Origin of the sequence: Burkholderia sp. MSMB0856, from assembly GCF_001524645.2 — a bacterium.
In the GTDB taxonomy this organism is placed as follows: domain Bacteria; phylum Pseudomonadota; class Gammaproteobacteria; order Burkholderiales; family Burkholderiaceae; genus Burkholderia; species Burkholderia diffusa.
This window is the reverse complement of sequence record NZ_CP013429.1, coordinates 706,425-729,861: the sequence shown is the minus strand read 5'-3', so window position 1 is coordinate 729,861 and position 23,437 is coordinate 706,425. Positions and strand designations below refer to the sequence as shown.

Genomic DNA, 23,437 nt, shown 5'->3' with positions numbered 1-23,437 from the left:
ATGGGTGAGAGGGCCGGCCCTGGAGCGCGTCCGGGGCGGGTCGCCACCTTGAGATCAGGACGAACGACAGATGCTGGGAAAAGATGGAGTCTTGAAGCTCCTGGAAGAAACGGGGATTCCGTTCTCGTGCGAGGAGCACAGCTCGGTGTCCAACATGACGGAGTCCGGAATGTTGGCGCTTTCCGTAACGGGGACTCGCTGCAAGAACCTGCTTCTGCAGGACAAGAAAGGCCGCTGCTTCCTCGTCGTCACGACTGCCACGAAGTCGCTCGATCTGGCTGGTGTCGCCGAAACCATCGGTAGCAAACGTCTTTCGTTCGCGTCTGGTGACAAGCTCTTCGAGTTGCTCGGGATCCGTACGGGCTCCTTGAGCCCACTCGCGCTCGTCAATGACGAGGCCACACGCGTACGACTTGTCATCGACGCTGAACTGGACGGCGAAGAAATCTTTCTGTTTCATCCACTCGAGAACAATGCGAGCGTATCGCTCTCAAGAAGCGCTTTGGATACCTTTCTTCGCAGCATCGAACGCTCGGCGGACTGGCTACCTCTCGCTGCCAGAAAATCAGATTGAGGGAAAAAGGGATCGTATTCCGCCGGCGTGAGTCCAGAGGCTCGCCGCCGCAAGCGGCCGCGACAGCATCACTGGCCGGGTTCGGCCGCTCTGTGACGCTGGGGCATGCAACGGTCGCGAGCTGCGGTTGTCCATGCTCGGCCTTCCCGTGAAACGTAGTCTGATCGGCGAGCCTCTTTCCGTTTGAGTCGGTGGGTTCGGGAAAGTCAGCGGATCCGCTATCCGAAAACCCGAGCCCATACCGCCCGAAGGCGTCGCGCGCGATCTTCGAGCAGATATGAGGCCGCGAGCGTCAAGAGACCTGAAATTGCACCCGTCAGGATGTGCTCGACAAAGGGGATGCGGTAGTGACTCGTGTGTGAGTAGGCATCACCCAACGTTGTCAGGACACCAACGATCAGCGCATTGCCGTATCGATGCGTGTAGAGCTTCGCCGCGGGCGTGAAAGTCAAAAGTACAGCCAGGAGTCCGGTGAACAAACCTGTATGAAATGCAATGGACCAGTGGGCAAGGCTCGTGATATTTCCCCAGCTTCCCGGCATGCAGGTCATGCACGCACTGGTCGGCTGCCAGAAGCGCTGGATAAACAGTCTGACGCGGTGCTTCCACTCGGTTGACATGACGTATTCCCGTCGACGCCATCGTCACGGCCGACGCCACCACACGCATTGTTCAAGCGGTTTCCAAACCCTCCAACGAGCTTGCCGCCCTCGTCACGGATGGGTTGGCAGTGCGTCGCAGAGGCCGAGCAATAACTTGGACATTGGGGGAATACTACTCCACAATTAGACGGCTGCTGTTTCCGCCGAGACCGGAATTCAACTCTCGCGTCTATCGGTGCGGGCCAGTCCATGACGCGCATCGAATGATGTGCTTCCTCGCGACGTCGACGTCCGGCATCGACCCCGAACGGCCCTTCAGATTCATCCAAAGCGGCCAATCGTTGTGACCTGCGGCGGGATTTTGTAGCCACGCTCGATGAGTACTTGGCCTCGGCGCGACTGCGGAATCATTCCCGATTAAATCGCTTCTCGCGCAGCGTGCCGTTGGAACTTTCAACGGAGTCGTTCTGCCAAGGGCGGCAAGAACGGACACAGCGTGTACGATCTGGTCTTCAAGAAAACCATCCAGGGAGAGTGGAATGAATCCGGAACAGGCCCGAGCCGAAGAAACCCAGGCGATGGAGCGCATGGTGGCCGCCACGCTGCGTGTGCAGAGTACGTTCGCCTCGATGCAGAAGCAATTTCCGCCGCAAGGCAGCGGCGAGCCTTCGCCGTTCGCGCTGCAAACCTTCGATGCCGCCCTGCAGGAACTTGAAGACGCACAGGCTGCGTTCGATGCGCTGCTGAACGATCTGATCGACGGTAACCGCTAAAGGCTACGCCCTTATCTGCACCGATTGTCGACGATCAAAAATGCTGTGTCGAACGGCCGTTTGTGGCCGCCGACGGACTGGTCTGATCGATTGAAGTTGGTCTCGCCGATCACCTTGGCAAAGGCGAGCCAGCTCCAGGTCACCCCCTTTTGCTGATTTGCGCGTTGGGCAGATTCGGTTTTGATATTCAGCACTGTTCTAAAGTGACGGCTCCTTGCCAACCGAATGGTCTCCGCCGCTGAAACAGCAAACATCCGGCGTCCCTCGGGGACAGGGCCGTGGCGCAGAGACATTACTATCACGCCGTCGTCCCGTAGCAAGGAACTGATAGTCGACATCGCCTCACAACGTTCGCGTTCGTCCAGATGCATCCAAACGGCAGAAAGCATGATCAAGCCGAATGTTCTCTGCCGGGAACGGACATGCGTGAGATGCGGCAAACTGTCGTCCACCCATTCTATCCGTGAAGACGAGGCAACCCCATTCCTGCACGGCGCAACGCGTCCACAGGTTCTACTGCCACAACTGTATGTCCCATCGCTGCCAACGCAGCTGCGTCGGTTCCGATGCCAGCACCCACGTCGAGCACGTCGGTCGGGCGGAGGGGTAGGAGATGTATAACCGATTTATGTTTTATTTCGAATGAGACGTCCTGCCATCGCTCGATGAGCGACTGAGCATCTTCGTCGTAGCCTTCCGTTCCGCTTACGTTGATGGACACCACCGCCTCCACATGGAGCGATCCGACGCGAATTGCTGGATTGTCGCCAATCTAGCCACAGACGTCCAACGTTCGGTTATGGCCGACTGCCGACTGCCGCCTGATGCCGTTGGCCGAACCCGACGCCGAATAGCGCCGGACGTGGTCGCCGCCATCCGCTACCGCCCTTCGAATCCGAATGGATTGACTTCCGGCGTTGATAGACTTGTGCCCAACGCTTTCGTCCCTGAACACCTCGTATCAGTTCCCCAACAGTCCAGCCAGGTTGACGTGCGTGATCCGAGGAATCAGTGGCAAAGCGTCGTGGCGGCTGCCAAAATGGCGCCTCCCTCCAGCGGCCGCGAGGGAAGTCTCGACCAAGTGGCGCCCCAAGCCCTGAGTCCACCATCAGACGCGTATCCAGCAGGTAATCGCTTTGAAGTTGTCGTTTGAAGTTCTCGAAGTGCTCGATGCCATAGACCGGGCAGGCACGTTCGCGGAAGCGGCCGTGCTGCTTCATCGCGTACCGTCTGCATTGACTTACCTGGTGCAGAAGACGGAGGCTGATCTTGGCGTCGCCCTCTTTGATCGCAGCGGCCGGCGTGCGCAACTGACCGACGCGGGACGACTGCTCGTCGAGGACGGTCGTCGTTTGCTGAGAGCCGGGCAGGAGCTGGAGAGCAAGGTTCGAAGCGTCCATGCGGGTTGGGAGGCTGAGCTCAGGCTGTGCGTCGACGAGATTCTTCCGTTGTCTTCGTTGTGGCCGCACGTGCGTGATTTCTACGAACTGAAGATGACGACACGGCTTCGCTTGTCGACCGAAGTGCTCGGTGGCGTATGGGACGCGCTTGTGACGGGGCGTGCGGATATCGCGATCGGCGCCGCGGGAGAGCCGCCACACGCGCCGAACATTGCAGCAAGGCCGATCGGCCTGTTGCGTCACGTTTTTGTCGCGGCGCCTCATCATCCGCTTACCGCGAACGAAACGCCGCTCGACAGCGGCACAATTTCAAGTCATCGCGGCGTCGTCATCAGCGATACGTCGCGTGACCTCGAGCCGAGATCGGCGGCCATTCATGACGGACAACCGGTCATCGTCGTACCGAACCTGACCGCCAAGATCGACCTCCTTTGCGAAGGGATTGCCGTCGGCATGCTGCCCGCGCCCGTCGCCGAGGAATTGATACGACAGGGCAGGCTCGTCGAGCGCCAGGTAACGGGCGTGCGGGCGCACACGAACTGCTACCTCGGGTGGCGCGAGGACAAGACAGGACGCGCGTCGAGATGGTGGATTGAACAACTCGATCAGATCGATCTGATATCCAGGCTTTTCAGCACGCGCAGCATCGCTTCCTGAAGCACATGCGCGTCTCGCACCTCGGCGCCGGCTCGCTCGATCGGGAGGATGCCCGGTTCCGATTGCCGGATTCCTCCCGCCGATACACTCGCCGAGCACATTGCGACATCGCAGCTGCTCGAACGATCGACTGCAGTCAATTCAGACCAAGCGTTGACGATGCGCTTCGATAAACTGTTCCGGCGTTGTCAGCGGCTGACCGACTATCTGCTCCGCGGTCTTGTCGACGCCGGCAAGCAGTTGCTCCTGCTGATCGATCCTGGCCGCCGTGAAGTGGGCGGCAAACGAAGGGTCGCTATCGAGGCCGATGGCCTTTACGAATTCATCCGGCGACACCTGTTCGAAGCGAATCTCCTTTTCGAGCGTCCTCGCGAGGATGCCCGTGAGTTCGATGTGACTGACCTCGACCGGGCCTGTGACCGGAATGATCACGCTACCGAACGCTTCGTGATTCTCGAGAATCTTCACGACCACTCGCGCGATATCGATTGCCGCGACCGGCACGAAGCGACTCTCCGGATCGAACGGTGTCAGGTAGCGGCCGGCGCGGATCTCGGCCGCTATGTACAGCATCCATTCGGCAAAGAAATTGACTCTGAGGTGCGCTGTCGGGATACCCGACCTGTCGAGTATCCGCTCGGATAGCCAGTGGCTCATAGTCGCCGGGCTGCGTGCGTGCGGGCGCGATTGACGTTGCGACATGTACACGATCTGCTTCACACCGTGCTCGCTTGCCGCCTGCGCGAGTATCGCCGTCGCTTCCACCGCACCCTGCGTCAACGGATAGCAGAAGTACACGCCGTCGATACCCTGCATCGCACGACGAACGTCTTCGATCTTCAACATGTCGCCGATAACGATTTGCGTGCCCATTCGCTTCAGCGCGTCGGAACGTTCGTCTTCACGACGGACGAACGCCGCGACCGCGTGACCGTGGTCCAGCAGCAGACGGACGGTGGGAGCGCCTGTCGCGCCAGTGGAACCCGTCACGAGAAACTTCTTCATATCAACCTCCTGAGACTGAGGAAACCCGGGCCCGGCTTGCGCGCCGGTCCGAACGCTCAAGCAGTACGATCATCATGTTATGAGCCGCGCGTATGACCCCCGATCGCGTGGAACGCCGGCCTCAAACATGATGATCATCATGCTTTCGTTCGCGAAGCATGATGGCTATACTGCTTCCCGTCAATCATTTTCTTCGCAGTTTTCGGAGGACGTATGCGTTACCCGCCAGAAGAGACGGCAGAAAAACATGCCCGGATCCTGGAACAGGCATCCATTCTGTTTCGCGAACACGGGTTTTCCGGCGTCAGCCTGAGCGAAATCATGAAGGCAACCGGCCTCACCCACGGCGCCTTCTACCATCACTTCGAGTCAAAAGAGGACCTGATCGCGAAGTGCATCGAAGACACGTCGGGCAAAGCGCTCGAGTCGATGAGACAAGGCACGGCTCGCGGTGAGTCGAGAGCTCAATACCTTGACGGGTACCTCACCGAACAACATCGCGACGAGAGGGGCAACGGATGCATGATGGCAGGATTGGCAGGCGAGATTGCGCGTCAACCGGCAGCGCAACCGCCCTTCACGCGGCACGTCGAGGGTATGCTCGAACGCTTCGTCGAGTCTGATTCGAAGGCACGGAAAAAGCATGCGCGTCGCGATGCGATTCATGTACTTTCGAGCATCGTCGGCGCCCTCGTTCTGGCTCGCGCGGTCGACGACCCTGAACTGTCGCAAGAGATTCTTAGTGAAACACGAGCGGCGCTGGACTGACCTGCGTCTCTCGATTGAGGTGCCTGAGCCACGCCGTTAACGTAGTCGCGTAGGCTCCGCAGAAGTGCATCCGGGCTTTAAGCGTGCACACCGGTCGATGTCTGCAAGTCAGTGCAAATCCGGTGGTCGTATGACGGTGAAACGCAACGGTCGGTGACCGCTGATGGCCTGCTAGCACCCGACGACCGAGCGTGGCGATCGCCGCGGGCGCGACCTTTCATGCAGAGGGCATAAAGCGACCCTGAACTGCCCCTCGACGCGGCGTGTCGGCAGTCGGGTGTTGGCTGGAACTCGGCCATTTGTTTGGAAGCGATACCTGTGAATCTCCCAACATGCAAACTAGCTGCCCCTCCGACGTGGCTATGGGGACGCACCGAACATCACAATAAAATCTCGATGCGTCTCTGTCTCACCCTCCGCTATCCGACAAGCCGACTCGCGATCGCAATGTCCTCAGTCACTGCCAGGAACTTCGCAACGTCACTCGGCGCATGGCAATGCAAAGGAGAGATGCGCACCGCACCGTCGAGGCTGAACGATTTCAACATCCGCCCCGAGTAAAGGCTCGTCGCAATCCGCTCATAGACGATCACGCCCCGCTCTTCATAGGCGCGTACGGCGGCGGTCGGGTCCAGGTTATCGAAGTCGATGCCGGCGATCAGATCGCGGCGCGTCAGATCGTCGTGATCCCAGAACACGCGTACGCCTTCGATCGCTCGCAGCCCGCGCTGTCCGTCAACGCCGTCGAGTAACAACGAAAGCAGCGCGCGCTCGTGCTCTTCGATGCGCTGCATGCCTTGTACGAACCGTTCGCGCCGGTCTTCGGCGTCGCTAAACTGGGTGCCGATCCACGCGACATAATCGACAATCGCGCTCACCACGGCGAATTGCGCGGGCGCGGGGCTGCCGAGTTCCCAAACACCTTTGTCCTTGGCCGCGAGCCGATGGTGCGGAAGTTCGGCAAGCCGTTCGGACAGCCATGACACGCCAGAACCACGGCACCCGAAGAACTTGTACGGCGCGAAATTGATGCCGTCCACAGGGGTCTTTTGCAGATCGATAACCGCATGTGGCGCATGCTGAACCGCATCGACGATGATAAAAAGATCCGGCTTGCGCGCCCGCGCACGTTCGACGATGGTCGCAATATCGAGCTTCGCGCCCGAGATATTCGATGCGTACATCACGCTTAAAAGCGCTGTATCGTCGTCGATAAGCGCGACGATGGCATCGGTATCGACGCCGCCGGTTTCGGCATTGCTCGGTGCGATGCGAAGCTCCTTGCTCGTACGCTCGCAGTACATCGTCATCGCATCGAAAGACGACGGATGCTCGAGAATCGTGGTGACGGCGTTCGTGCCCGGCACGTTCTCCATCACCGCGCGGACCATGTCGAACATCGCCGCCGAAGCGGTCAGCGAGAGGTACACACTTCCGCCACGCGCGTTGAGGATGCGGCGCACGTCGTCTTCGCCGCGCGCCTGAATATCCTGCAGAAACAGCGCGCGTTCGTGGATACGCTCGGGGCAGTCCGGCAGCGCATCGATTCGCGCGAATGTTTCCACTGCCGATTTCAGTCTGAACGACCCGCCTGCGTTGTCGAAGAAAAGACGCTCACGGTTGTCGATATCGCGATCGACGTAATGAAAGCGCTGCTTGATGGCTTCCATCATCGATGCTGAAAACAACTGCCCGCGATTGCTGCTCATCGGATCTGCTCCTCGTTCCATGTTAGTCATTACTGAATTCAACGAATCTCATGCGTCCAGCGACGCGATATACGCCTTGCCTTTCTCCGCATCGTACTGGCCTTCCCAGCGGGCGATGACGAGCGGCGCGAGCGCGTTGCCCACTACGTTCAGCGCGGTGCGTCCCATGTCCATGATGCGGTCAACGCCTGCGATGAACGCGAGCCCTTCGAGCGGCAGTCCCGCACTGGCGAGCGTCGTGAGCAGGATCACGAACATGAAGCCGGGCACGCCTGCCGCGCCTTTGGAGGTCACGACCATCGTGAGCACGAGCACGATTTGTTCTTGCACGCCCAGATGCACGTCATAGAGCTGTGCGACGAACAGGGTGCCGATGCCGAGATAGATCGACGCGCCATCCAGATTGAATGTGTAGCCCGTGGGAACCACGAACGTCGTGATGCTCTTCGGCACGCCGAAGTCTTCCATCTTCTTCATCAGTTGCGGCAAAACCGTCGCCGAACTGCACGTCGAGAAGGCGATGATTAATTCGTCCTTGATGACGCGCACCAGCGTGAAAATGTTGAAGCCAAAGAGGCGTGCCGTAATGCCGAGCACGAACACCGCGAACAGCACGATCGCGAGATACGTCACCGCAACCAGCTTGATGAGCGGCAGCAGCGAACCGAAGCCGAAACTCGCGACTGTCACCGCGATTAGCGCACACACACCGAACGGCGCATAACGCATCACCATGCCGGTGACCTTGAACATCGCGTCGCTGATGCCCTTGAAGGTTGCGAGCACTGGCTGGCGATATTCGGCAGGCACGGATTGCAGGCCCAATCCGAACAGCACAGAGAAAAAGATCACTGGCAGCAGATCGCCGCGCCCCATCGCCATGACGATGTTGTCGGGAATGATGCTCAACAAAAGCGCCATGAAGCCGTGATGCGCCTGCGTTTGCTGCGTGGTCTGCTGATAGCGCGAAATATCGGTGTGGCCGAGCTGCGACAGATCCGTGCCCAGCCCCGGATGCAGCACGTTGCCGAGCACGAGTCCCAGCACGATGGCGATCGTCGTAATGACCTCGAAGTACACGAGCGTCTTCAGGCCGATGCGCCCGAGCGAGCGCCCGTCGCCGACGCCCGCGATACCCATCACCATGCTCGTGAACACGATGGGTACGACCACCATCTTGATCAGACGAATAAAGATATCGCCGGCAGGTTGCAGGAAGCCGTTGATGGCTGACTCGCGAAACTCCGGGAAACGGTTGAGCACCAGTCCGACCGCAATGCCGGCGATTAGGCCGATCAAAATTTGCCACGCGAGCCCGATGCGAGGCTTGCGCGCCGCGCGTTCGGGGTGAGGTGTTTCCATGACGGACTCCATGCGCTCTCCAGACACGTATCAGTTGATATAGACGAGTCGAGCCTCTGCAGGGACTCGTTAGAGGAAAAAGTACCCAGTCAAAATGAACTAAAAAAGCGATTTTTTCTATGAGAAACTATCGCTTTTAGTGATGCGAGTCCGGAGCCATGCTGACGTTCAAGCAAATGGAAGCCTTGTACTGGATCGTCCAGCTCGGTTCGTTCGAAGCGGCCGCGACGCGCCTGAATACCACGCAATCGGCGATCTCCAAGCGCGTGCAGGAACTGGAGCGGGCTTTCGACATGGCGGTGTTCGACCGCGCGAATCGCAGCGCGCGCCTCACGGAGAAGGGCACAGAATTCTTCGAGCACGCGAGGGAATTGCTCGAGCGGCGCGACCAGATCGTCGAGCGCATGAGCTCGAAAGAGGCGCTGGTTCGGCAAATTCGCATTGGCGTAACGGAACTCACGGCCCTGACGTGGCTGCCGCGCCTCATTGCCGCGATTCAGGCCGAATACCCTAAGGTCAAGGTCGAAGCGGAGGTCGATCTGAACGCAACATTGCGCGAGCGCCTGGCGGCGGCCACGGTGGACGTGATCATCGTGCCGCAGATGCACGAAGTCGAGCCGTATGCATCGACGCTCGTCGGTCAGGTTCGGAATGCATGGATGTGCGCGGCCAGTCTCGCGCCCGGAAAGCGTGCGATTCCCCTTGCCGATATCGCGAAGTTTTCGCTGATTTTGCAGGAGGGCCTGTCGGGTACGGGCTACGTGTATAGCCGGTTTCTGGAGGAGCAAGGGGTCGCGTTGCAGAAAGTGCTGGCGAGCAACAGCCTGATTGCGCAGATTGGGCTCACACTGTCGGGGCTTGGCGTTAGTTACCTACCCGAAGCCTGTCTTGCGCGTATGGTCGAGCGACGTGCGCTCGTTGTGGTGCCGACACAGCCCGCGCTCCCGCTAGTGCGGTACGTCGCCATGCATCGGGCGGAACAGTCGCATTCGCTCAGTGCCGCCGTGGCGCGACTTGCGGCGCAATCGTGCGACTTCTCCTCTAATCTGCTTGATCCGGGAATCTAGGCATCAGCAAAAGCGGTCGAAGTCGTTGACTCGTAGAATCGAGTGTACGCGGCGCTCGAAAGCACGCGATCTAGAGCTGGCAACTATTGCTCTTCAGTCTGGCGGAGCGAGCCGCTTTCGTGTGTCTTCAATCGGGACTGGACCGGCCACTTGGTCCGTGCATCAGAAAGTCCCCTTGTGGCCGAATCCGGAAGCTCGAAGTTGGTGGCCAGTCACCCGCGCTGGCACCGGCCGCCGAACTCCCACTGCCGACCCTCAAGAGACGTAGAACCCGGCGCTATCTGTGCGACCGTGTTGAGCGGTACAACGGTCATCCCTCTATCTGCAGCGGCCACCACATCCCTAGCCGGGTGAGTAACTGCCAGAGCGGCGCCATCCACGGGGGCACTCGCTTAGTCGCATGCGATCGTTCGGTAAATCCCAAAATGCCTGCGTGAGTGGCTCGGAGCCAGCAGAGCCGCCCCATTCTTGCTTCAGTTGATGGCCGCCCGCCAAAGGCGCGCAAGATCATGAGCGGGGTCGCGGGACTGTCCGGTGGCGGCCTTAACTCGGGCTCGTCATCGCGCGACGACGAGCCCTGGATTCCGCGATGGCTACTCTCCGAGCAAACACGCATTCAATCGCTCGAGTATCGACCAGCAAGGAATTGGCATCTTGACGACCTGGGTTGCATCGCCGCCCCGTTTCACCCACGAACTGGTGACAACCCGCGACGCCTTGCGATCGATCCTGTAGTCGGCCGTGTAGATATCGCCCAGCATGGCAACAAGCAGCGTCCCGTCCGCACACGGGTATAAATTGGCGACCTCGGGGCGATTGAATTGCGTGTCGAAATCGTGACAGATCCACGACGGACTCACGATCTTGCCTCTTCGGCATTTGAGCATCGAGGCATGCGTCGCGCACGCGATGCCTCCCTTTCCGAATAGCCACACATAGTGAGCATCGACCTCGATCGCGTTGTAGCTCTTCCAGCCTTCTGGACCTTCAACGGTGGACGCCTCACTCTTTTCCGTCACATACAACTGATTTTTGTTGCGAATCCCGCCATATGTGAGCACCGAGTTCGGTTTGGGCTGGTTGTCGCCGGTCAAGGCATCGCCGTCCGGGTCATCCGATAAAGCACTCGCGGGAGCATACACGGAGCGAATTTCCGCCAGGTTGGCCAGACCATGCCACCCGGTCACCCGGGTGGCCTTCCCGTCTTTCCCGATCGTGTAGTAATTCACATAGCGCGCATCGTTCATCTCCCTGTTCTCGATCGCAAGCGAAACGAGCGTCTTGGGGCGCGTGCTGCCTTCAACACCGAATGTGCCATCGTTGAACGCAAGTCCGCTGACGTCGAGGTACGTCTCCGGGTTCCTCCCATCCCGGAGATCGTCGCCGATCACGGGGCCGGTGTCGGACAGGTTGCCACTAACAGAATCGAGAAGAAAGTGCGAAACACGGGACGGACCTTTTTCTGTCGCCAGAAGTTCATATTGGGGGGTGAACGAGTCAATCTGGGCCTTGGGAGTATGGATGGAGAGGCTACCAAGCCAACCGGTGTTACTCTTAGAGACGGTTTCATAAAGGCTGTTCGGCGCGCCGGAGGGTATTCCAGCAGATCAGGCAGCAACCGAGTTTGAGGAACGCGCCGTGAATGTCAGCACGGCGCTCGAAACGAATACGGAGACGACGGAAGTGATGCAGCCAGGCATGCGTGCGTTCCACGACCCAGCGATATTTGCCAAGGCCGCTGCCGTGTTCGGTACGGCGCTTGGCGATCACCGGCTCGATACCGCGATTGCGCAACGCACGTCGATGTCGCTCGGAATCGTATCCGCGATCGGCGTAGACCACACGCGGTCTGTGCAGCGGGTGGCCGCGCAAACCGCGAATCGGCGGAATCGCGTCGATCAGCGGCAGCAATTGCGTGACGTCGTTGACGTTCGCGCCGGTCAGGATCGCGGCGAGCGGCGTGCCGTTGGCGTCGGTGACGATGTGGTGCTTGGAACCGGGTCGCGCGCGATCGGTAGGGTTTGGCCCAGTTTTTGGCCTGCCCCAACGGCGCGAATCGATGATGAATCGACAGCGGCTCGAGAGAAGTCGATCTGGTCTGCTGCTCGCAGCTTCGCGAGCAGCAGCTCGTGCAAGCGGTCCCACACGCCGGCAACCTGCCAGTCGCGTAGCCGTCGCCAACATGTCACGCCCGAGCCGCAACCCATCTCGGCAGGCAGATCGCGCCAGCGCAGTCCGGTCTTGAGAACGAACAAGATGCCGGTCAGCGCGGCGCGGTTCGAAACCGGCAGGCGGCCCGGGTTCTTCTTGCGCCGTGGCTTGGATGGCGGCAGTAACGGCTCGATCAGTGTCCACAACTCGTCGTCGATGATCGGCTTGGCCATCTCCTCAGTCTCGGTTGTTTCGATGCCTGAGGTTAACAGCTCGCCGCGAAAGTTAACAGCCCCAAGGGGCCATTTTGAAACCGTCTCTTATAGTCCCACGCGAAGGGGGCGGCTTTGCCATTACCGCGGGCGACATACAGCCCAAGACCGGTCCCGCGACGTCCGACGCGCAGGTAGAGTCCACGCTCACGCGCAACAGGCCGTACGGCTGTCAGGATATTGAGCATTTCCTTTTTATCCCCGTCCCACGAAATGGGAAGTGCTTTCACGAGTGCCCCAAGATAAAGCACGGCTTTATGGCACCGACGCCGGACACCCTTGGAAAGAGGGCTTGTCGTGTTCTCCTCTTGGGTAGCGGCCAACACCGCCTCCAGTTTTTCTCGACTGATTATGCAACTGAGCATCGTGTTTGCTGTCAGCAATTCGATATAAGTCTGGCACCATACGCCGAGGACTTCAGGCCATCCTTCCTTGCTCTGATTCGACGGCTTCAGGAGATATGCCGCCACTTTCCAGTTCAAGAAAACCGGGGAGTCGAGTTTCGCCTGATCCCTCCCAAGTCCCCAACCGAGCGCGATCAACTCCGTCATGAAAGCGTCCGCTTCGGTCTCGTTCGTGAGGGGCATGCCCAGAATTTCGTCGATGCTTCTTTTCACGATCTTCCGACGCCGGTACTGGCATGTGCCGGCTGACAGCGACTTTTCGTCATATTTCGTTGCCAGCGTCAAACTCGTATCGCTGTCGATCTTCTCGATCTGGTAGGGTTTTGTCGGCGCGTCGGAATCGAATGTGAGCCACTGACCGACCTCGGCAGTCGTGCTGAACTTCGTACCGGTTCCGACGACATTTGCTGAACCTTTTGTCAGGGAAACCGTACCGGGGAGCGCGACTGCCGCCATCCACGTCTTCTCACCCGAGCATTTCCAACGCAACGACGATGCGTAGCTGCTGATACTGTGGCCGAAACCCTTGATCGACTCGATCTCCTCGTCGGTCTTGAGTTGATCCAGCATCTTTTGGATCTTGCTTTCAAGCGAGGGCTGCTGCGGCGCGAAGAAACTGAGAATCTGCGCCACAACCGAGAACAGTGCGCCGATAAATACACCGACAGGCCCGCTCATTGCCGTCGCTGCGGTCAAAATCGGGAGTACGCTCGCGCAGATGCTCATCATCGACGCGGAGGCCGAAATATAGTCGCCCTTCTTGAACGCCTTGTCGGCTGCGTAAATGCCATTCACGAGAGCTGGGAGGTTCTTTGCGATGGAGTCACTGAGATCTTTGTACTGAGCGGAGGTTTTTCCCTTTTCCACCGCCAACTCATATTGCTTTTGGATTCCATCTATACTGCTTTTCAAGTTCGATTCGTCGACAGGGTCCATGCCATCCAGTTTTAATTGCAAGAGCAAATCGATTTGCGCTTTAATTTGTTTCTCTGCAGGCGTAGGCATGATTGGGTCCCCCGGCTTGAGTGTTGGATGCAACAGTGGTGTTTCTGCTCATGGATCTCGGTCAGGCAGCGGCATTATTCACCGCATATGCATGATAGCCGGGAATCTTTTCGGAAAATAGTGAGAAATCCCTGTAAGCGAGTCGCCGTTCTGCCGCGACTGGCAACGCTGGCTTCCGAGCCAGGCGTATCAGTCGCACGCTTGACGATGGAACACGGCCTGAACGCGAAATTGCTATTCAAATTCGGGTTCACCCGATGTTCTGAGCCATCGCAGCCGTGCTCTGACGTGGACCGCAAAATGGCTGACGAGTGGCCGCTCCCAAATGACATCTTGCCTTTCGAATGGCTCACTACCAGCCACGGTCGATGTCCGGAAGTGGCCGGTAGCAGGCTCACGTGGAGGCCTGCTTCCGACCCGAAGCGGTCCTTCAATCTTCCTCAAAGGAGGCGTTGAAAATCACCACATGGTCGAGGCGCAAGTAGTCTCAGACCGTTGCGAGAATCAGACGCGCGGGCGTCACACCGATGAGCAGTCCGTCATCGCGGTTCGCAAGATAGCGCTGGTTCAATTCCTCGGGCGTCCACGCATTGGTATGGTTGAATCCCAATGCACTCAGCGTCTCGGTAATGACAGCCGGTTCAAAGAAGGTCTTCCACGGCTCACCGCGCTCGGCGAATCGCGCCGTCAACTGCTCCATCGCAATACGCATGATCGGCGGCAAGCTCGAAAGCGGCGTCACATACTCGAACAGGACCGCGCTGCCTTTGGCGCAACCGGCGATGAAGCGCAACGTCTCGATGACGGCGACCTCATCGAGATACATCGTCACGCCGAGCCAACTGAAAACGGCCGGTGCATCAGCATCGAAACCCGCACGCGCCAATCCTTCTGCCAGTCCGACGCGCTCGAAGTCAACCGGCACGAAATGCAGCGACGGCGGCACCGTCAGGCCGGCTTCGCGCAGGCGCGCCTGCTTCCACGCCTGCGTCGCCGGCAAATCAACCTCGAAGATTCGAGCCGGTGTATCGGGATGCCGGAACGCGCTGGTATCGAGCCCCGCCCCGAGAACCACATACTGGCGAATGCCGCGTTCGACAGCCTCGCCCCACACGTCCTCGGCAAGCCGGCTGCGCACGATCACGGAGCTGCGCATTCCCACCGAAGTCGGATCGCGGAACCGGTCGATGTTGTCATGCAGTACCTGTGCTTCGGCGGCGCCGAGGATAGTCAGCGCAACGGGATCATCCAGCACCAACGGCCGATCGAGCAGTTGATGCGCGGCCCGTTGCGTCGCCACCATCAACGCGCTCGGCTTGGGCCCGGCGTCGATTGGCGACGTGTCCCGGCCGACGATATGCGCTTTGTGCAGATAGGCCAACAGCGAATCGTCGAGGCCGATGCCCAGTTGCAGATCCGGCTCGCGCATCAAGGCATCGCGCACACGCGCCTCCAGCACAGCGTCGTCTCCGCAAAAGCTGTCTCGGAACAGTTGCTGCCAGCGTTTGACGATCGCCTGCACGGGCGCGGCACCGGCGTCGACCCCGGCTTCCATATTTGCCCTCAGTTCGACCACCAGCGCCGGCCATGCATGATTTTTCGCGGTGGCGAATTGGCGACGCCGCACCTCGTCGGCCTGTGCCGGGCTGAGGTACTTGGCGAACAGCGCGCAGCGTGCGTGCGTGAAAGCCTCGTCGATCCATTCCAGCATCTCTGCCGTAATGCCGACGATTTGCCTGGCCCGCGGCTCGCGGAGCTGCATCATCATCAGCTTGGTTGCGAGGTCCGGGTCATTGCGGGTCATTCGGATCACGAGCCGGATCCAGCGCCAAGCCAATGCCTGAGCCGCATCGCTTTCGGTCGGCAACGCCTCCTGCACGGCAACGCGGACCTCGTCTATCAGACCGGCCCATGCCGGATCCGACGGCGGCACCGTTTCCGGCCCGGATGCCAACAGCGCATCGAGTTCCTCGTCATCAAGATGCTTTTGGTACATGTTCATCAGCTCCAGAGCATTCATCCAATCGGTCGCCGCGATCTCGCTGCCCGCGGACACCATGTCAACGATGTATTGCAAGTGACGGCCGAGACGCTGCGCGCGCAGTGCCTGCGCATTCAGTTCCGTGATCTGGCGTTGCAGAAGCTGCAGGGGGATGAGGGCCGGTTGACCGTCGAGGCTGGCCTTGATGTCCGGCAGCGAGTACCCGAACCGTTTCAGGGCTTCAATGCGATGCAGACGGATCAGGTCGTCCTGCCCATACAGGCGTGCGCCTCCGTCGGTACGCTGCGACGGTGACAGCAGCCCGATTGCGTCGTAGTGGTGCAGGGCGCGGACACTCAATCCCGTCTTCTTTGCCAGTTCGCCGATCTTTAGTCGCATTGCTTTCCCAGTCGTCGGTGTCAACCATAAAAGCTAACGTGGCGTCAGGTGCAAGCGAAATCGACGCGCTTGCGCGCCGGGGGGTAGCGTGCATGCACCGAAACTTGCAGTGGGCGTCGATCGGGTAGTTTTGGCCGGCAAGCGACCGCTCGCCGGTCGCGATGCCATCAAACCTCCGCTTGCTCTGCCATCTCAAGGGCGCCGTCGGCTTGGATGCCGAGATAGCGGGCCGGGCTTCAGTCCACAATGAAGAGCTTCGCTCCCGTTCTGGTATAGGACTGATGTGGCTCCGCGTCGTCGCCAACCTGGTAGCTCATACCTGCTGTCAAAACGAACTTTCGCCCATCCTCGAGCGTCGTTTCCAGTTCGCCTTCCATGCAGAACAAAATGTGTCCCTTTTTGCACCAATGATCTGCAAGGTAGCCAGGGGTATATTCGACCATCCGCACGCGAATTTGATTCGGGGGATCACCGAAAAACCGTGTGCGCCAATAAGCCATGCCGGTTTCGCCTTGGTGTTCCGTCTTTTCGACTGCCGCCCAGTTGGTCGTGCCGAACGCAAATGCATCCATTTTCATTCTGTAGATTCCTATGCAGGTCCACTTTATACGCGCAGGTCAATTCGCCACGGTGCTCCGAACGCTTTTTCCGAACTCGAGCGGCTTGAGGCAATAACAACGACGTTATTGATTATCTGATTTTCAACGATCGACGACGCCTGTGTGCCACGCTTGGAGTGGCGCCCGGCGATGCCTTAGTATCCGTTCACGATCTCTACGATCGCTTCGATTTCCACAGACATCCCGTTTGGCAGAGAACCCATCCCGACCGCCGATCTGGCGTGTCGGCCGCGATCACCTAGAACCTCGACCAACAGGTCTGAGCAGCCATTGATGACCTTCGGGTGATCATGGAAATCCGGCTCGGCGTTTACCATTCCGAAGATCTTCAAAACTCCCTCCACGTGGTCGAGCGACCCCACCGCCTGCTGAATTGTCGATAAAAGCTGTAGACCCACTTGACGGGCGTCGGCGTAGCCACGATCGACACTATAATTTCGACCCAATTTTCCCTTGATCACGGAGCCGGAAGCATCACGTGGCCCCTGACCAGATAAATAAAGAATCTGACCGGATCGACGCCAGCTCACGAAGTTGGCGATCGGGGTGGGAACTGGAGGCAGCACTAAACCTAAACTTTGAATGCGATCGGCGGTAGTCATGGCGGTCATGGTTTTAGTACCCGATTTGAACGCGAAAGGTAGATCAGCTTCGCTTGTCATTTTGGCATATCTGCGTGTGTTATATCCACGACGGCCTCAGCGTGAGTGAGGTGCTTCTATTAATGAAGCGTCCATTTTCGGGAACGTGGAGTCGATCGTGAACAAATCATGTGATGCCATCGAACGGTTGAATCCGCCGCGTTTTGAGCCATTCGACGCGACCGGCTGGTTCATGGGCGACTGGCCGTCGAACGAGCGCCAGGAATCCGGCACGGGCCCACGTCGGCCGCCCAGCCGCAATTCCCAAGATGGCGATCTGATAGCTGATCTAGGGGCGTACGCCGGCACCGCGAACCGCTTGGCCCGTTTCCCGTGCCGCGCGTTGACGTCCAATTTGCAAGAGCGCGATGCTCGCCAGAATCAGGACGATGGCCGCCGCTTTCTGCATTGGGCTGATCAACGCCGCGGCCCACTTCATGTAGATGAAGTTTGATCCCCAGATGAAGCCAAGAAGGACGAAAGAAACCTTGGTCAGTCTCATGGCGCGCCCCTGCCGGTCGACGATGAACACGGTCGTCAGTAAATCAAGGCACAACATCCGCTGATAGAACAAGCGCGGCATCGCCGTAGGACATATTGGTCGTGACGGGTGGGCGCATTCATCTACATACCGCCCTCAATCGAAATAAGGCTGCAACACCCCCTCGATCCAGTCCATGAACGCCCGAACGCGCGGCGACAGATTGCGCCGATGCGCGACGACGAGCGATGCCGCGAGAGGCTCGGGACGCAGATCGGGCAGCACCTCGACCAGCGCGCCGCTTTCGATGTGATTCGCGAGCGCCGAATACCCGGCCTGGATCAACCCGATGCCCGCAAGCCCGGCTGCGTGATAGGTCTGCACGTTGTTGACCTGCATCGCGCTCGGCAATGCGAGCGTCGCATAGCCGTCGCCGCTCGGATATTCCCACCCGGGGTGCCGCGCGCCGAGTGTCAGCGCGTAGTGGACCATCCGGTGTCCCTGACCGACGAGATCGTCGAGCGTTTGCGGCACGCCATACCGCGCCAGATAGCCGGGACTCGCCGCATTGATCATGCGCAGGCGGCCCAACGGCCGGGCAATCAGCGTCTCGTCCACGATCGGCCCCAGACGGATCACGCAATCGAATCCTTCCTGGACGAGATCGACGCGCCGATCAGTGCTCGAAAGTTCCAGTTCCAGCTCCGGATGTATCGCCATCAGTTGCGGCAGCGCGGGAACCACGACGCTGCGCGCGAGCTCGGTGGGCATGTCGACGCGCAATCGTCCGCGCAGCCGCGTGCCATTGCCGGAAAACATCGACTGCAGTTCCTGTACGTCGGCCAGCAGGTCCCGCGCGCGCGCATAAAAGGCGCGTCCGTCCTCGGTCAGCTGCACGCTGCGCGTCGTCCGATGCAGGAGCGCGACGCCCACGTCGCGCTCGAGCGCGCGAATCACCATCGACACCCGTCCTTTCTGGATGCCCAGGCTTTCGGCCGCGCGCGTGAAGCTCGTCATTTCGGCGACACGGGCGAAGATCAACAGCGCGTCGAGGTTTTGCATTGTTCTCCCCGGGAGTAACAGAACGTTCAATCGGCCGTCATTTATAACTCAATTTCAACTCAGTAAAGTGCTTTCCGATGTCGTCCCCCGACGACCACCTGAACGAAAGGGCACAACCATGACACAGCACATCTCTCCGGTTAAAACGATCGTCGTCTATCACTCCGGCTACGGGCATACCGAACGCATGGCGACGGCTGTCGCGAAGGGGCCGGCGGCGTTCTCGTCGCAATCGACGCCGATGGCAACATCGCACCGGACGCGTGGGACGCGCTTGCCGGCGCGGATGTCATCCTGTTCGGCTCGCCGACTTACATGGGCGGTCCCAGCTGGCAGTTCAAGAAGTTCGCCGATGCATCGTCGAAGGCCTGGTTCGAAGGCGCATGGCGCAACAAGATCTTCGGCGGCTTTACCAACAGCGCAAGCATCAACGGCGACAAGCTCAATACGCTCGAATACTTCGTTCTGCTTGCCGGGCAGCACGGCGGCATCTGGGTGAGCATGGACATCAAGCCGGCGAACCTGAAGGCGTCGATGCGTGACGACCTGAATCGCATGGGCTCCTATATCGCGCCGATGGCGCAGACGCCGGCCGATGCGTCGCCCGATGAAATGTCGCCGGGGGACCTCGAGACGGCACGCCGCTATGGCGCACGGGTCGCAACGATCGCCGGACAATTCCGGGCGGGACACGCTCGCATCAGCTGAAACCTGGCGTGCGGGGCGCCCCGGAACGGACGCCGCCGCAGTTTTTCCCGCCGACCTCGAAGGAAACGACCATGAAATACAAGCAACTGGGCCGCACCGGCCTGTACGTCTCCGAGCTGTGTCTCGGCACGATGACGCTGGGCGGCAATGCCGATGCCGGCATGTGGGCCGCGATCGGCGCGGTCGGCCAGGACGACGCGACCCGACTGATTTCCCGCGCACTGGACGAGGGAATCAACTTCATCGATACCGCCGACATCTACTCCTTCGGTCAGTCCGAACGCCTCGTCGGACAGGCGCTTCGGGACCTCGGCGTCGCACGCAGCGAGATCGTGCTGGCGACGAAGACAGCGGGCGTGATGGGCACGAAACCCAACGATCAGGGCGCGTCGCGCGGCCACATCATGGATTCCGTGCAGCGAAGCCTGGAACGGCTGCAGGTCGATCATATCGACCTTTACCAGATCCACGCGAACGATCCCGTGACACCGATCGAAGAGACGCTGCGGGCGCTCGACGATCTGACGCGTCAGGGGCTGGTTCGCCATGTCGGTGTCTCGAACTGGCGCGCCGGGAAGATCGGCAAGGCGCTCGGGCTCAGCGAAGCGCTCCATGCGACGCGCTTCGAGACCCTTCAGGCCTACTATTCGATCGCCGGACGCGACGTGGAGCGCGAACTGGTGCCGCTCGCGATCGACGAGCAGATGGCGCTCCTCGTCTGGTCGCCGCTCGCCGGCGGGCTGCTGTCGGGAAAGTTCGGCCCTGGCGCGCCGACCGAAGCGGGTTCGCGGCGCAGCCATTTCGATTTTCCGCCGGTCGATCTCGAGCGCGCCTGGCCGTGCGTTGCAGCGATGCGCGCGATCGCGGACGCGCGAGGCGTGTCGGTCGCCCGGATCGCGCTCGCGTGGCTGCTCGCCAAGCCGCACGTCACGAGCGTCATCGTCGGTGCCAAACGCGTCGAACAGCTCGAAGACAATCTCGGTGCTGCCGATATCGTGTTGACCGGGGACGAGCTTGCGCAGCTCGATGCCGTGAGCGCGTTGCCGCCCGACTATCCCGGTTGGATGATCGATCGTCAGGCGGCGGGCAGGGTGCCGCCGCCTTTCACGCGTGCGGTATCGAAATAGGGCGGCCGACGGCGATCCTTGTCGTGCTCGACGGGATCGCCCGATGCTGAACGCCGCCCCGCACCGGGTATCCGCACGGCGATCATCGCCGCAACCGCTAGAATTGCGGTTTTAGCCCGGAACACGTCCATGTCTTTTGCCTCGCTAGGCCTGATCGATCCCTTGCTGCGTAATCTGCAGGGCCTCAATTACCAGACACCCACGCCGGTGCAGGCCAAGGCGATTCCCGCGGTGCTCGGTGGCAAGGACGTCATGGCCGCGGCGCAGACCGGCACCGGCAAGACGGCGGGTTTCGCGCTGCCGCTGCTGCAGCGGCTGGTGCAGCATGGGCCGGCGGTGTCGAGCAACCGCGCGCGCGTTCTGGTGCTGGTGCCCACGCGCGAACTGGCCGAACAGGTGCTGCAGAGTTTCGTCGAGTACGGCAAGGGCCTCGACTTGCGGTTTCTGGCCGCCTATGGCGGCGTGAGCATCAACCCGCAGATGATGAAGTTGCGCAAGGGCGTGGATGTGCTCGTCGCCACGCCGGGTCGTCTGCTGGACCTCAATCGCCAGAACGCCGTGCAGTTCGATCAAGTCCAGACGCTGGTGCTGGATGAAGCCGACCGCATGCTGGATCTGGGCTTCGCGCGCGAACTCAACGCCGTCTTTGCCGCGTTGCCGGTGCAGCGCCAGACGCTGCTGTTTTCCGCGACGTTTACCGACGACATCCGTGCGATGGCGGCGAGCATTCTGCGCAATCCGGTCAATATCAGCGTCAGCCCGCCCAACGTCACCGCCAGCAAGATCAAGCAGTGGGTGGTGCCGGTGGACAAGCGGAACAAGCCTGACCTCTTCATGCACCTGGTGGCCGAGAACAACTGGGACCACGCGCTGGTGTTCGTCAAGACGCGCAATGGCGTGGATTACCTGGCGGCCATGCTGAACGATGCGGGTTATGCGGTCGACACGATCCACGGTGACAAGCCGCAACCCGCGCGCCTGCGTGCGCTCGAGCGCTTCAAGACGGGCGAAGTGCAGATGCTGGTCGCAACCGACGTGGCCGCGCGCGGGCTGGATATCGACGACCTGCCGCTGGTCATCAACGTCGATCTGCCGATCGTCGCGCAAGACTACGTGCACCGTATCGGCCGTACCGGCCGCGCGGGCGCCAGCGGTGTGGCGGTGTCGCTCGTGTGTGCCGACGAAGCACCGCAACTGGCCGCGATCGAGGCGCTGATCCGGCAAACGCTGCGCCGTGAGGAAGAGCCGGGTTTCGAAGCTGAACACCGCGTGCCGGAAACCAGCGCGACCGGGCAGATCATCAAGAAACCCAAAAAGCCGAAGAAGCCCAAGGTGCCGCAAGCGGGGGCGGGCGCCATGCCGGCGGCCGGCAAAAAGCCGCGACCGCAAGGCGGGGAAGGCAAGCGCAAGCCCACGGGGCAGCGCGCAGCGCCCACGGGCAAGGGGGCAAGCCTGTCGAGCGGTAGCCCGTTCAGCGTGCAAAAGCCGCGCGGCAAACCGGCCGGCAAGACGTCGGCGGGTTCGCGCAAGCCGGCTGGCAAGCCCGCGGGCGGGCGCGGGACGCGCTGATGCCGATCGGTGCGGCGCGGACTGTCGCCGTGTAGTCGAACATCGGTCGATCGCGCGCGCCCGAACCTGAATATCAGAACATGGCGGGCTTGCGTCCGGGATGCGCTTTCAGCCCGCCGCCGGCGTGGTGCCGGCCGAACTTCCGTCCTCGCGATCCCACGGCGGCACCCCGCCGAATGCATCGGCCAGGAAATCGATCATGACGCGCACCCGGGCGCTCAAATGTCGGCGGCTCGGGTAGACGGCGAGAACGTCGATGTCGGGCAGACGATACCCAGGCAACACCTGAACGAGTGTGCCGGCGCGGAGATCGTTGCCGATCAGGAACGTGGGTTGCCAGATCACCCCTTGCCCGGCGAGGGCGGCGGCGCGCGCCGTGTCGCCGTTATTGGTATGCATGTGAAAGTTGGACCTCACGCCATGGGTCCTGCCGCCACCGTCGATCAGTTCCCACTCATCGCCGGTGGCCGCATAGGTATACCCGATGCAGCGATGACGGATCAGGTCCTCCGGCACGGTCGGATGTCCGAAGCGCGCCAGATAGTCCGGCGACGCACACAGGATGTTTTGCGATGTCGCGAGTTTTCGGGCCGCGTGGCTGATCGAGCCCGCGCGTGAAATGCGAATGGCGAGATCGTAGCCTTCGTCGACGATATCCACGACGCGGTCAATGAGCCCGATATCGAGTTCGATTTGCGGATATTTCTGCATGAAACCGGGCCACAGCGGCGCCAGATACAGAATGCCAAAGCTCACGGGCGCATTGATGCGCAGTCGCCCACGGGGTTCCACCGACGCGGATGACACGAGCCCTTCCGTCTCCGCGACATCGTCGAGGATGGTCTTGCAGCGCGCATAAAGGGTCTCGCCGCCCTCGGTGAGAGACAGTGTGCGTGACGTGCGATTCAGCAGGCGCGTGCCGAGGTGCGCCTCCAGTTCGTGCACGTAGCGGGTGACGTTGGCAGGCGAGGTGCCGAGCGCATCCGCCGCGCGCGCAAAACCACCCCGGCTTACGACCGTCACGAAGACCTCAAACGCGCGCAGGCGGTCCATGCCCCCTCCGATCATTCATAAAAACTTAATGATACAACCACGTTTTA

21 protein-coding genes and 1 pseudogene are annotated in these 23,437 nt (G+C 60.5%); 8 read left to right on the top strand and 14 right to left on the bottom strand.

What is annotated here, in order from left to right; genetic code table 11:
- Positions 1–70: 70 nt before the first annotated feature.
- A complete protein-coding gene (locus WS87_RS32065; protein ID WP_059814760.1) occupies positions 71–574 on the top strand; it encodes a YbaK/EbsC family protein in 504 nt (167 codons plus the stop codon).
- Between the two features lie 218 nt (positions 575–792).
- Here WS87_RS32065 and WS87_RS32060 read toward each other — a convergent pair whose 3' ends face one another.
- Positions 793–1,194 carry a hypothetical protein gene (locus WS87_RS32060; RefSeq protein WP_059690449.1) on the bottom strand — a complete coding sequence of 134 codons (402 nt, stop codon included), beginning with the start codon at positions 1,192–1,194 and terminating at the stop codon, positions 793–795.
- 521 nt (positions 1,195–1,715) lie between these two features.
- Here WS87_RS32060 and WS87_RS32055 point away from each other — a divergent pair.
- The gene (locus WS87_RS32055; protein ID WP_011549124.1) at positions 1,716–1,949 is read left to right on the top strand and encodes a hypothetical protein; all 234 of its coding nucleotides are present in this window, start codon (positions 1,716–1,718) and stop codon (positions 1,947–1,949) included.
- Between the two features lie 11 nt (positions 1,950–1,960).
- Here WS87_RS32055 and WS87_RS34615 read toward each other — a convergent pair whose 3' ends face one another.
- A complete protein-coding gene (locus WS87_RS34615; RefSeq protein WP_335671941.1) occupies positions 1,961–2,401 on the bottom strand; it encodes a hypothetical protein in 441 nt (146 codons plus the stop codon).
- Between the two features lie 684 nt (positions 2,402–3,085).
- On the opposite strand from WS87_RS34615, the gene WS87_RS32045 reads away from it, so the two are divergent.
- Positions 3,086–4,006, top strand: coding sequence for a LysR family transcriptional regulator (locus tag WS87_RS32045; protein ID WP_059814764.1), 921 nt, complete (start codon positions 3,086–3,088; stop codon positions 4,004–4,006).
- A 141-nt stretch (positions 4,007–4,147) separates the two neighbouring features.
- Here WS87_RS32045 and WS87_RS32040 read toward each other — a convergent pair whose 3' ends face one another.
- The gene (locus WS87_RS32040) at positions 4,148–5,011 is read right to left on the bottom strand and encodes an NmrA family NAD(P)-binding protein (RefSeq protein ID WP_059814767.1); all 864 of its coding nucleotides are present in this window, start codon (positions 5,009–5,011) and stop codon (positions 4,148–4,150) included.
- 213 nt (positions 5,012–5,224) lie between these two features.
- On the opposite strand from WS87_RS32040, the gene WS87_RS32035 reads away from it, so the two are divergent.
- Complete coding sequence (locus tag WS87_RS32035; protein WP_059814770.1) at positions 5,225–5,779, top strand: TetR/AcrR family transcriptional regulator; 555 nt, start codon at positions 5,225–5,227, stop codon at positions 5,777–5,779.
- Between the two features lie 419 nt (positions 5,780–6,198).
- Here WS87_RS32035 and WS87_RS32030 read toward each other — a convergent pair whose 3' ends face one another.
- Together WS87_RS32030 and gltP are read right to left on the bottom strand one after the other, a co-directional pair.
- Positions 6,199–7,488, bottom strand: coding sequence for an aminotransferase class V-fold PLP-dependent enzyme (locus WS87_RS32030; protein ID WP_059814773.1), 1,290 nt, complete (start codon positions 7,486–7,488; stop codon positions 6,199–6,201).
- A gap of 48 nt (positions 7,489–7,536) precedes the next feature.
- Positions 7,537–8,862, bottom strand: a complete 1,326-nt coding sequence (gene gltP / locus WS87_RS32025) for a glutamate/aspartate:proton symporter GltP (RefSeq protein WP_059814776.1) — start codon at positions 8,860–8,862, stop codon at positions 7,537–7,539.
- Between the two features lie 146 nt (positions 8,863–9,008).
- Between gltP and WS87_RS32020 the strand changes: the two genes are divergently transcribed.
- The gene (locus WS87_RS32020) at positions 9,009–9,917 is read left to right on the top strand and encodes a LysR family transcriptional regulator (protein WP_059814779.1); all 909 of its coding nucleotides are present in this window, start codon (positions 9,009–9,011) and stop codon (positions 9,915–9,917) included.
- Between the two features lie 593 nt (positions 9,918–10,510).
- Here WS87_RS32020 and WS87_RS32015 read toward each other — a convergent pair.
- The 8 genes from WS87_RS32015 to WS87_RS31975 form a co-directional block, all read right to left on the bottom strand.
- Positions 10,511–11,308, bottom strand: coding sequence for a hypothetical protein (locus tag WS87_RS32015; protein WP_059814782.1), 798 nt, complete (start codon positions 11,306–11,308; stop codon positions 10,511–10,513).
- 175 nt (positions 11,309–11,483) lie between these two features.
- Positions 11,484–12,301 (bottom strand): IS5 family transposase gene (locus tag WS87_RS32010; protein ID WP_107938028.1). Its coding sequence is split into 2 segments (ribosomal slippage): positions 11,484–11,953 and positions 11,953–12,301, totalling 819 coding nucleotides; the frame shifts between segments, so codons are not numbered across the junction.
- 32 nt (positions 12,302–12,333) lie between these two features.
- The gene (locus WS87_RS32005; RefSeq protein WP_159085734.1) at positions 12,334–13,749 is read right to left on the bottom strand and encodes a hypothetical protein; all 1,416 of its coding nucleotides are present in this window, start codon (positions 13,747–13,749) and stop codon (positions 12,334–12,336) included.
- Positions 13,750–14,236: 487 nt separating this feature from the next.
- Positions 14,237–16,129, bottom strand: a complete 1,893-nt coding sequence (locus tag WS87_RS31995) for an SAM-dependent methyltransferase (protein WP_059820008.1) — start codon at positions 16,127–16,129, stop codon at positions 14,237–14,239.
- 236 nt (positions 16,130–16,365) lie between these two features.
- On the bottom strand, positions 16,366–16,707 hold the full coding sequence (locus WS87_RS31990; RefSeq protein WP_059535930.1) for a DHCW motif cupin fold protein: 342 nt from the start codon (positions 16,705–16,707) through the stop codon (positions 16,366–16,368).
- Positions 16,708–16,883: 176 nt separating this feature from the next.
- The gene (locus WS87_RS31985) at positions 16,884–17,411 is read right to left on the bottom strand and encodes a RidA family protein (protein ID WP_236873281.1); all 528 of its coding nucleotides are present in this window, start codon (positions 17,409–17,411) and stop codon (positions 16,884–16,886) included.
- A gap of 268 nt (positions 17,412–17,679) precedes the next feature.
- Positions 17,680–17,964 carry a hypothetical protein gene (locus WS87_RS34390; RefSeq protein WP_236873280.1) on the bottom strand — a complete coding sequence of 95 codons (285 nt, stop codon included), beginning with the start codon at positions 17,962–17,964 and terminating at the stop codon, positions 17,680–17,682.
- 63 nt (positions 17,965–18,027) lie between these two features.
- On the bottom strand, positions 18,028–18,933 hold the full coding sequence (locus WS87_RS31975; RefSeq protein WP_059820011.1) for a LysR family transcriptional regulator: 906 nt from the start codon (positions 18,931–18,933) through the stop codon (positions 18,028–18,030).
- A 118-nt stretch (positions 18,934–19,051) separates the two neighbouring features.
- On the opposite strand from WS87_RS31975, the pseudogene WS87_RS31970 reads away from it, so the two are divergent.
- The 3 genes and pseudogenes from WS87_RS31970 to WS87_RS31960 all read left to right on the top strand — a co-directional run bounded on the left by WS87_RS31970 (position 19,052) and on the right by WS87_RS31960 (position 22,337).
- Positions 19,052–19,641 (top strand): annotated as a pseudogene (locus tag WS87_RS31970) (flavodoxin family protein).
- A gap of 71 nt (positions 19,642–19,712) precedes the next feature.
- Positions 19,713–20,768 (top strand): aldo/keto reductase, encoded by a 1,056-nt coding sequence (locus WS87_RS31965; protein WP_059820012.1) that lies wholly within the window; start codon positions 19,713–19,715, stop codon positions 20,766–20,768.
- A 129-nt stretch (positions 20,769–20,897) separates the two neighbouring features.
- The gene (locus tag WS87_RS31960; RefSeq protein ID WP_059820013.1) at positions 20,898–22,337 is read left to right on the top strand and encodes a DEAD/DEAH box helicase; all 1,440 of its coding nucleotides are present in this window, start codon (positions 20,898–20,900) and stop codon (positions 22,335–22,337) included.
- Between the two features lie 108 nt (positions 22,338–22,445).
- Here the strand turns inward: WS87_RS31960 and WS87_RS31955 are convergent, their stop codons facing one another.
- Positions 22,446–23,390, bottom strand: a complete 945-nt coding sequence (locus tag WS87_RS31955; RefSeq protein ID WP_059820014.1) for a LysR family transcriptional regulator — start codon at positions 23,388–23,390, stop codon at positions 22,446–22,448.
- Between the last annotated feature and the right edge of the window lie 47 nt (positions 23,391–23,437).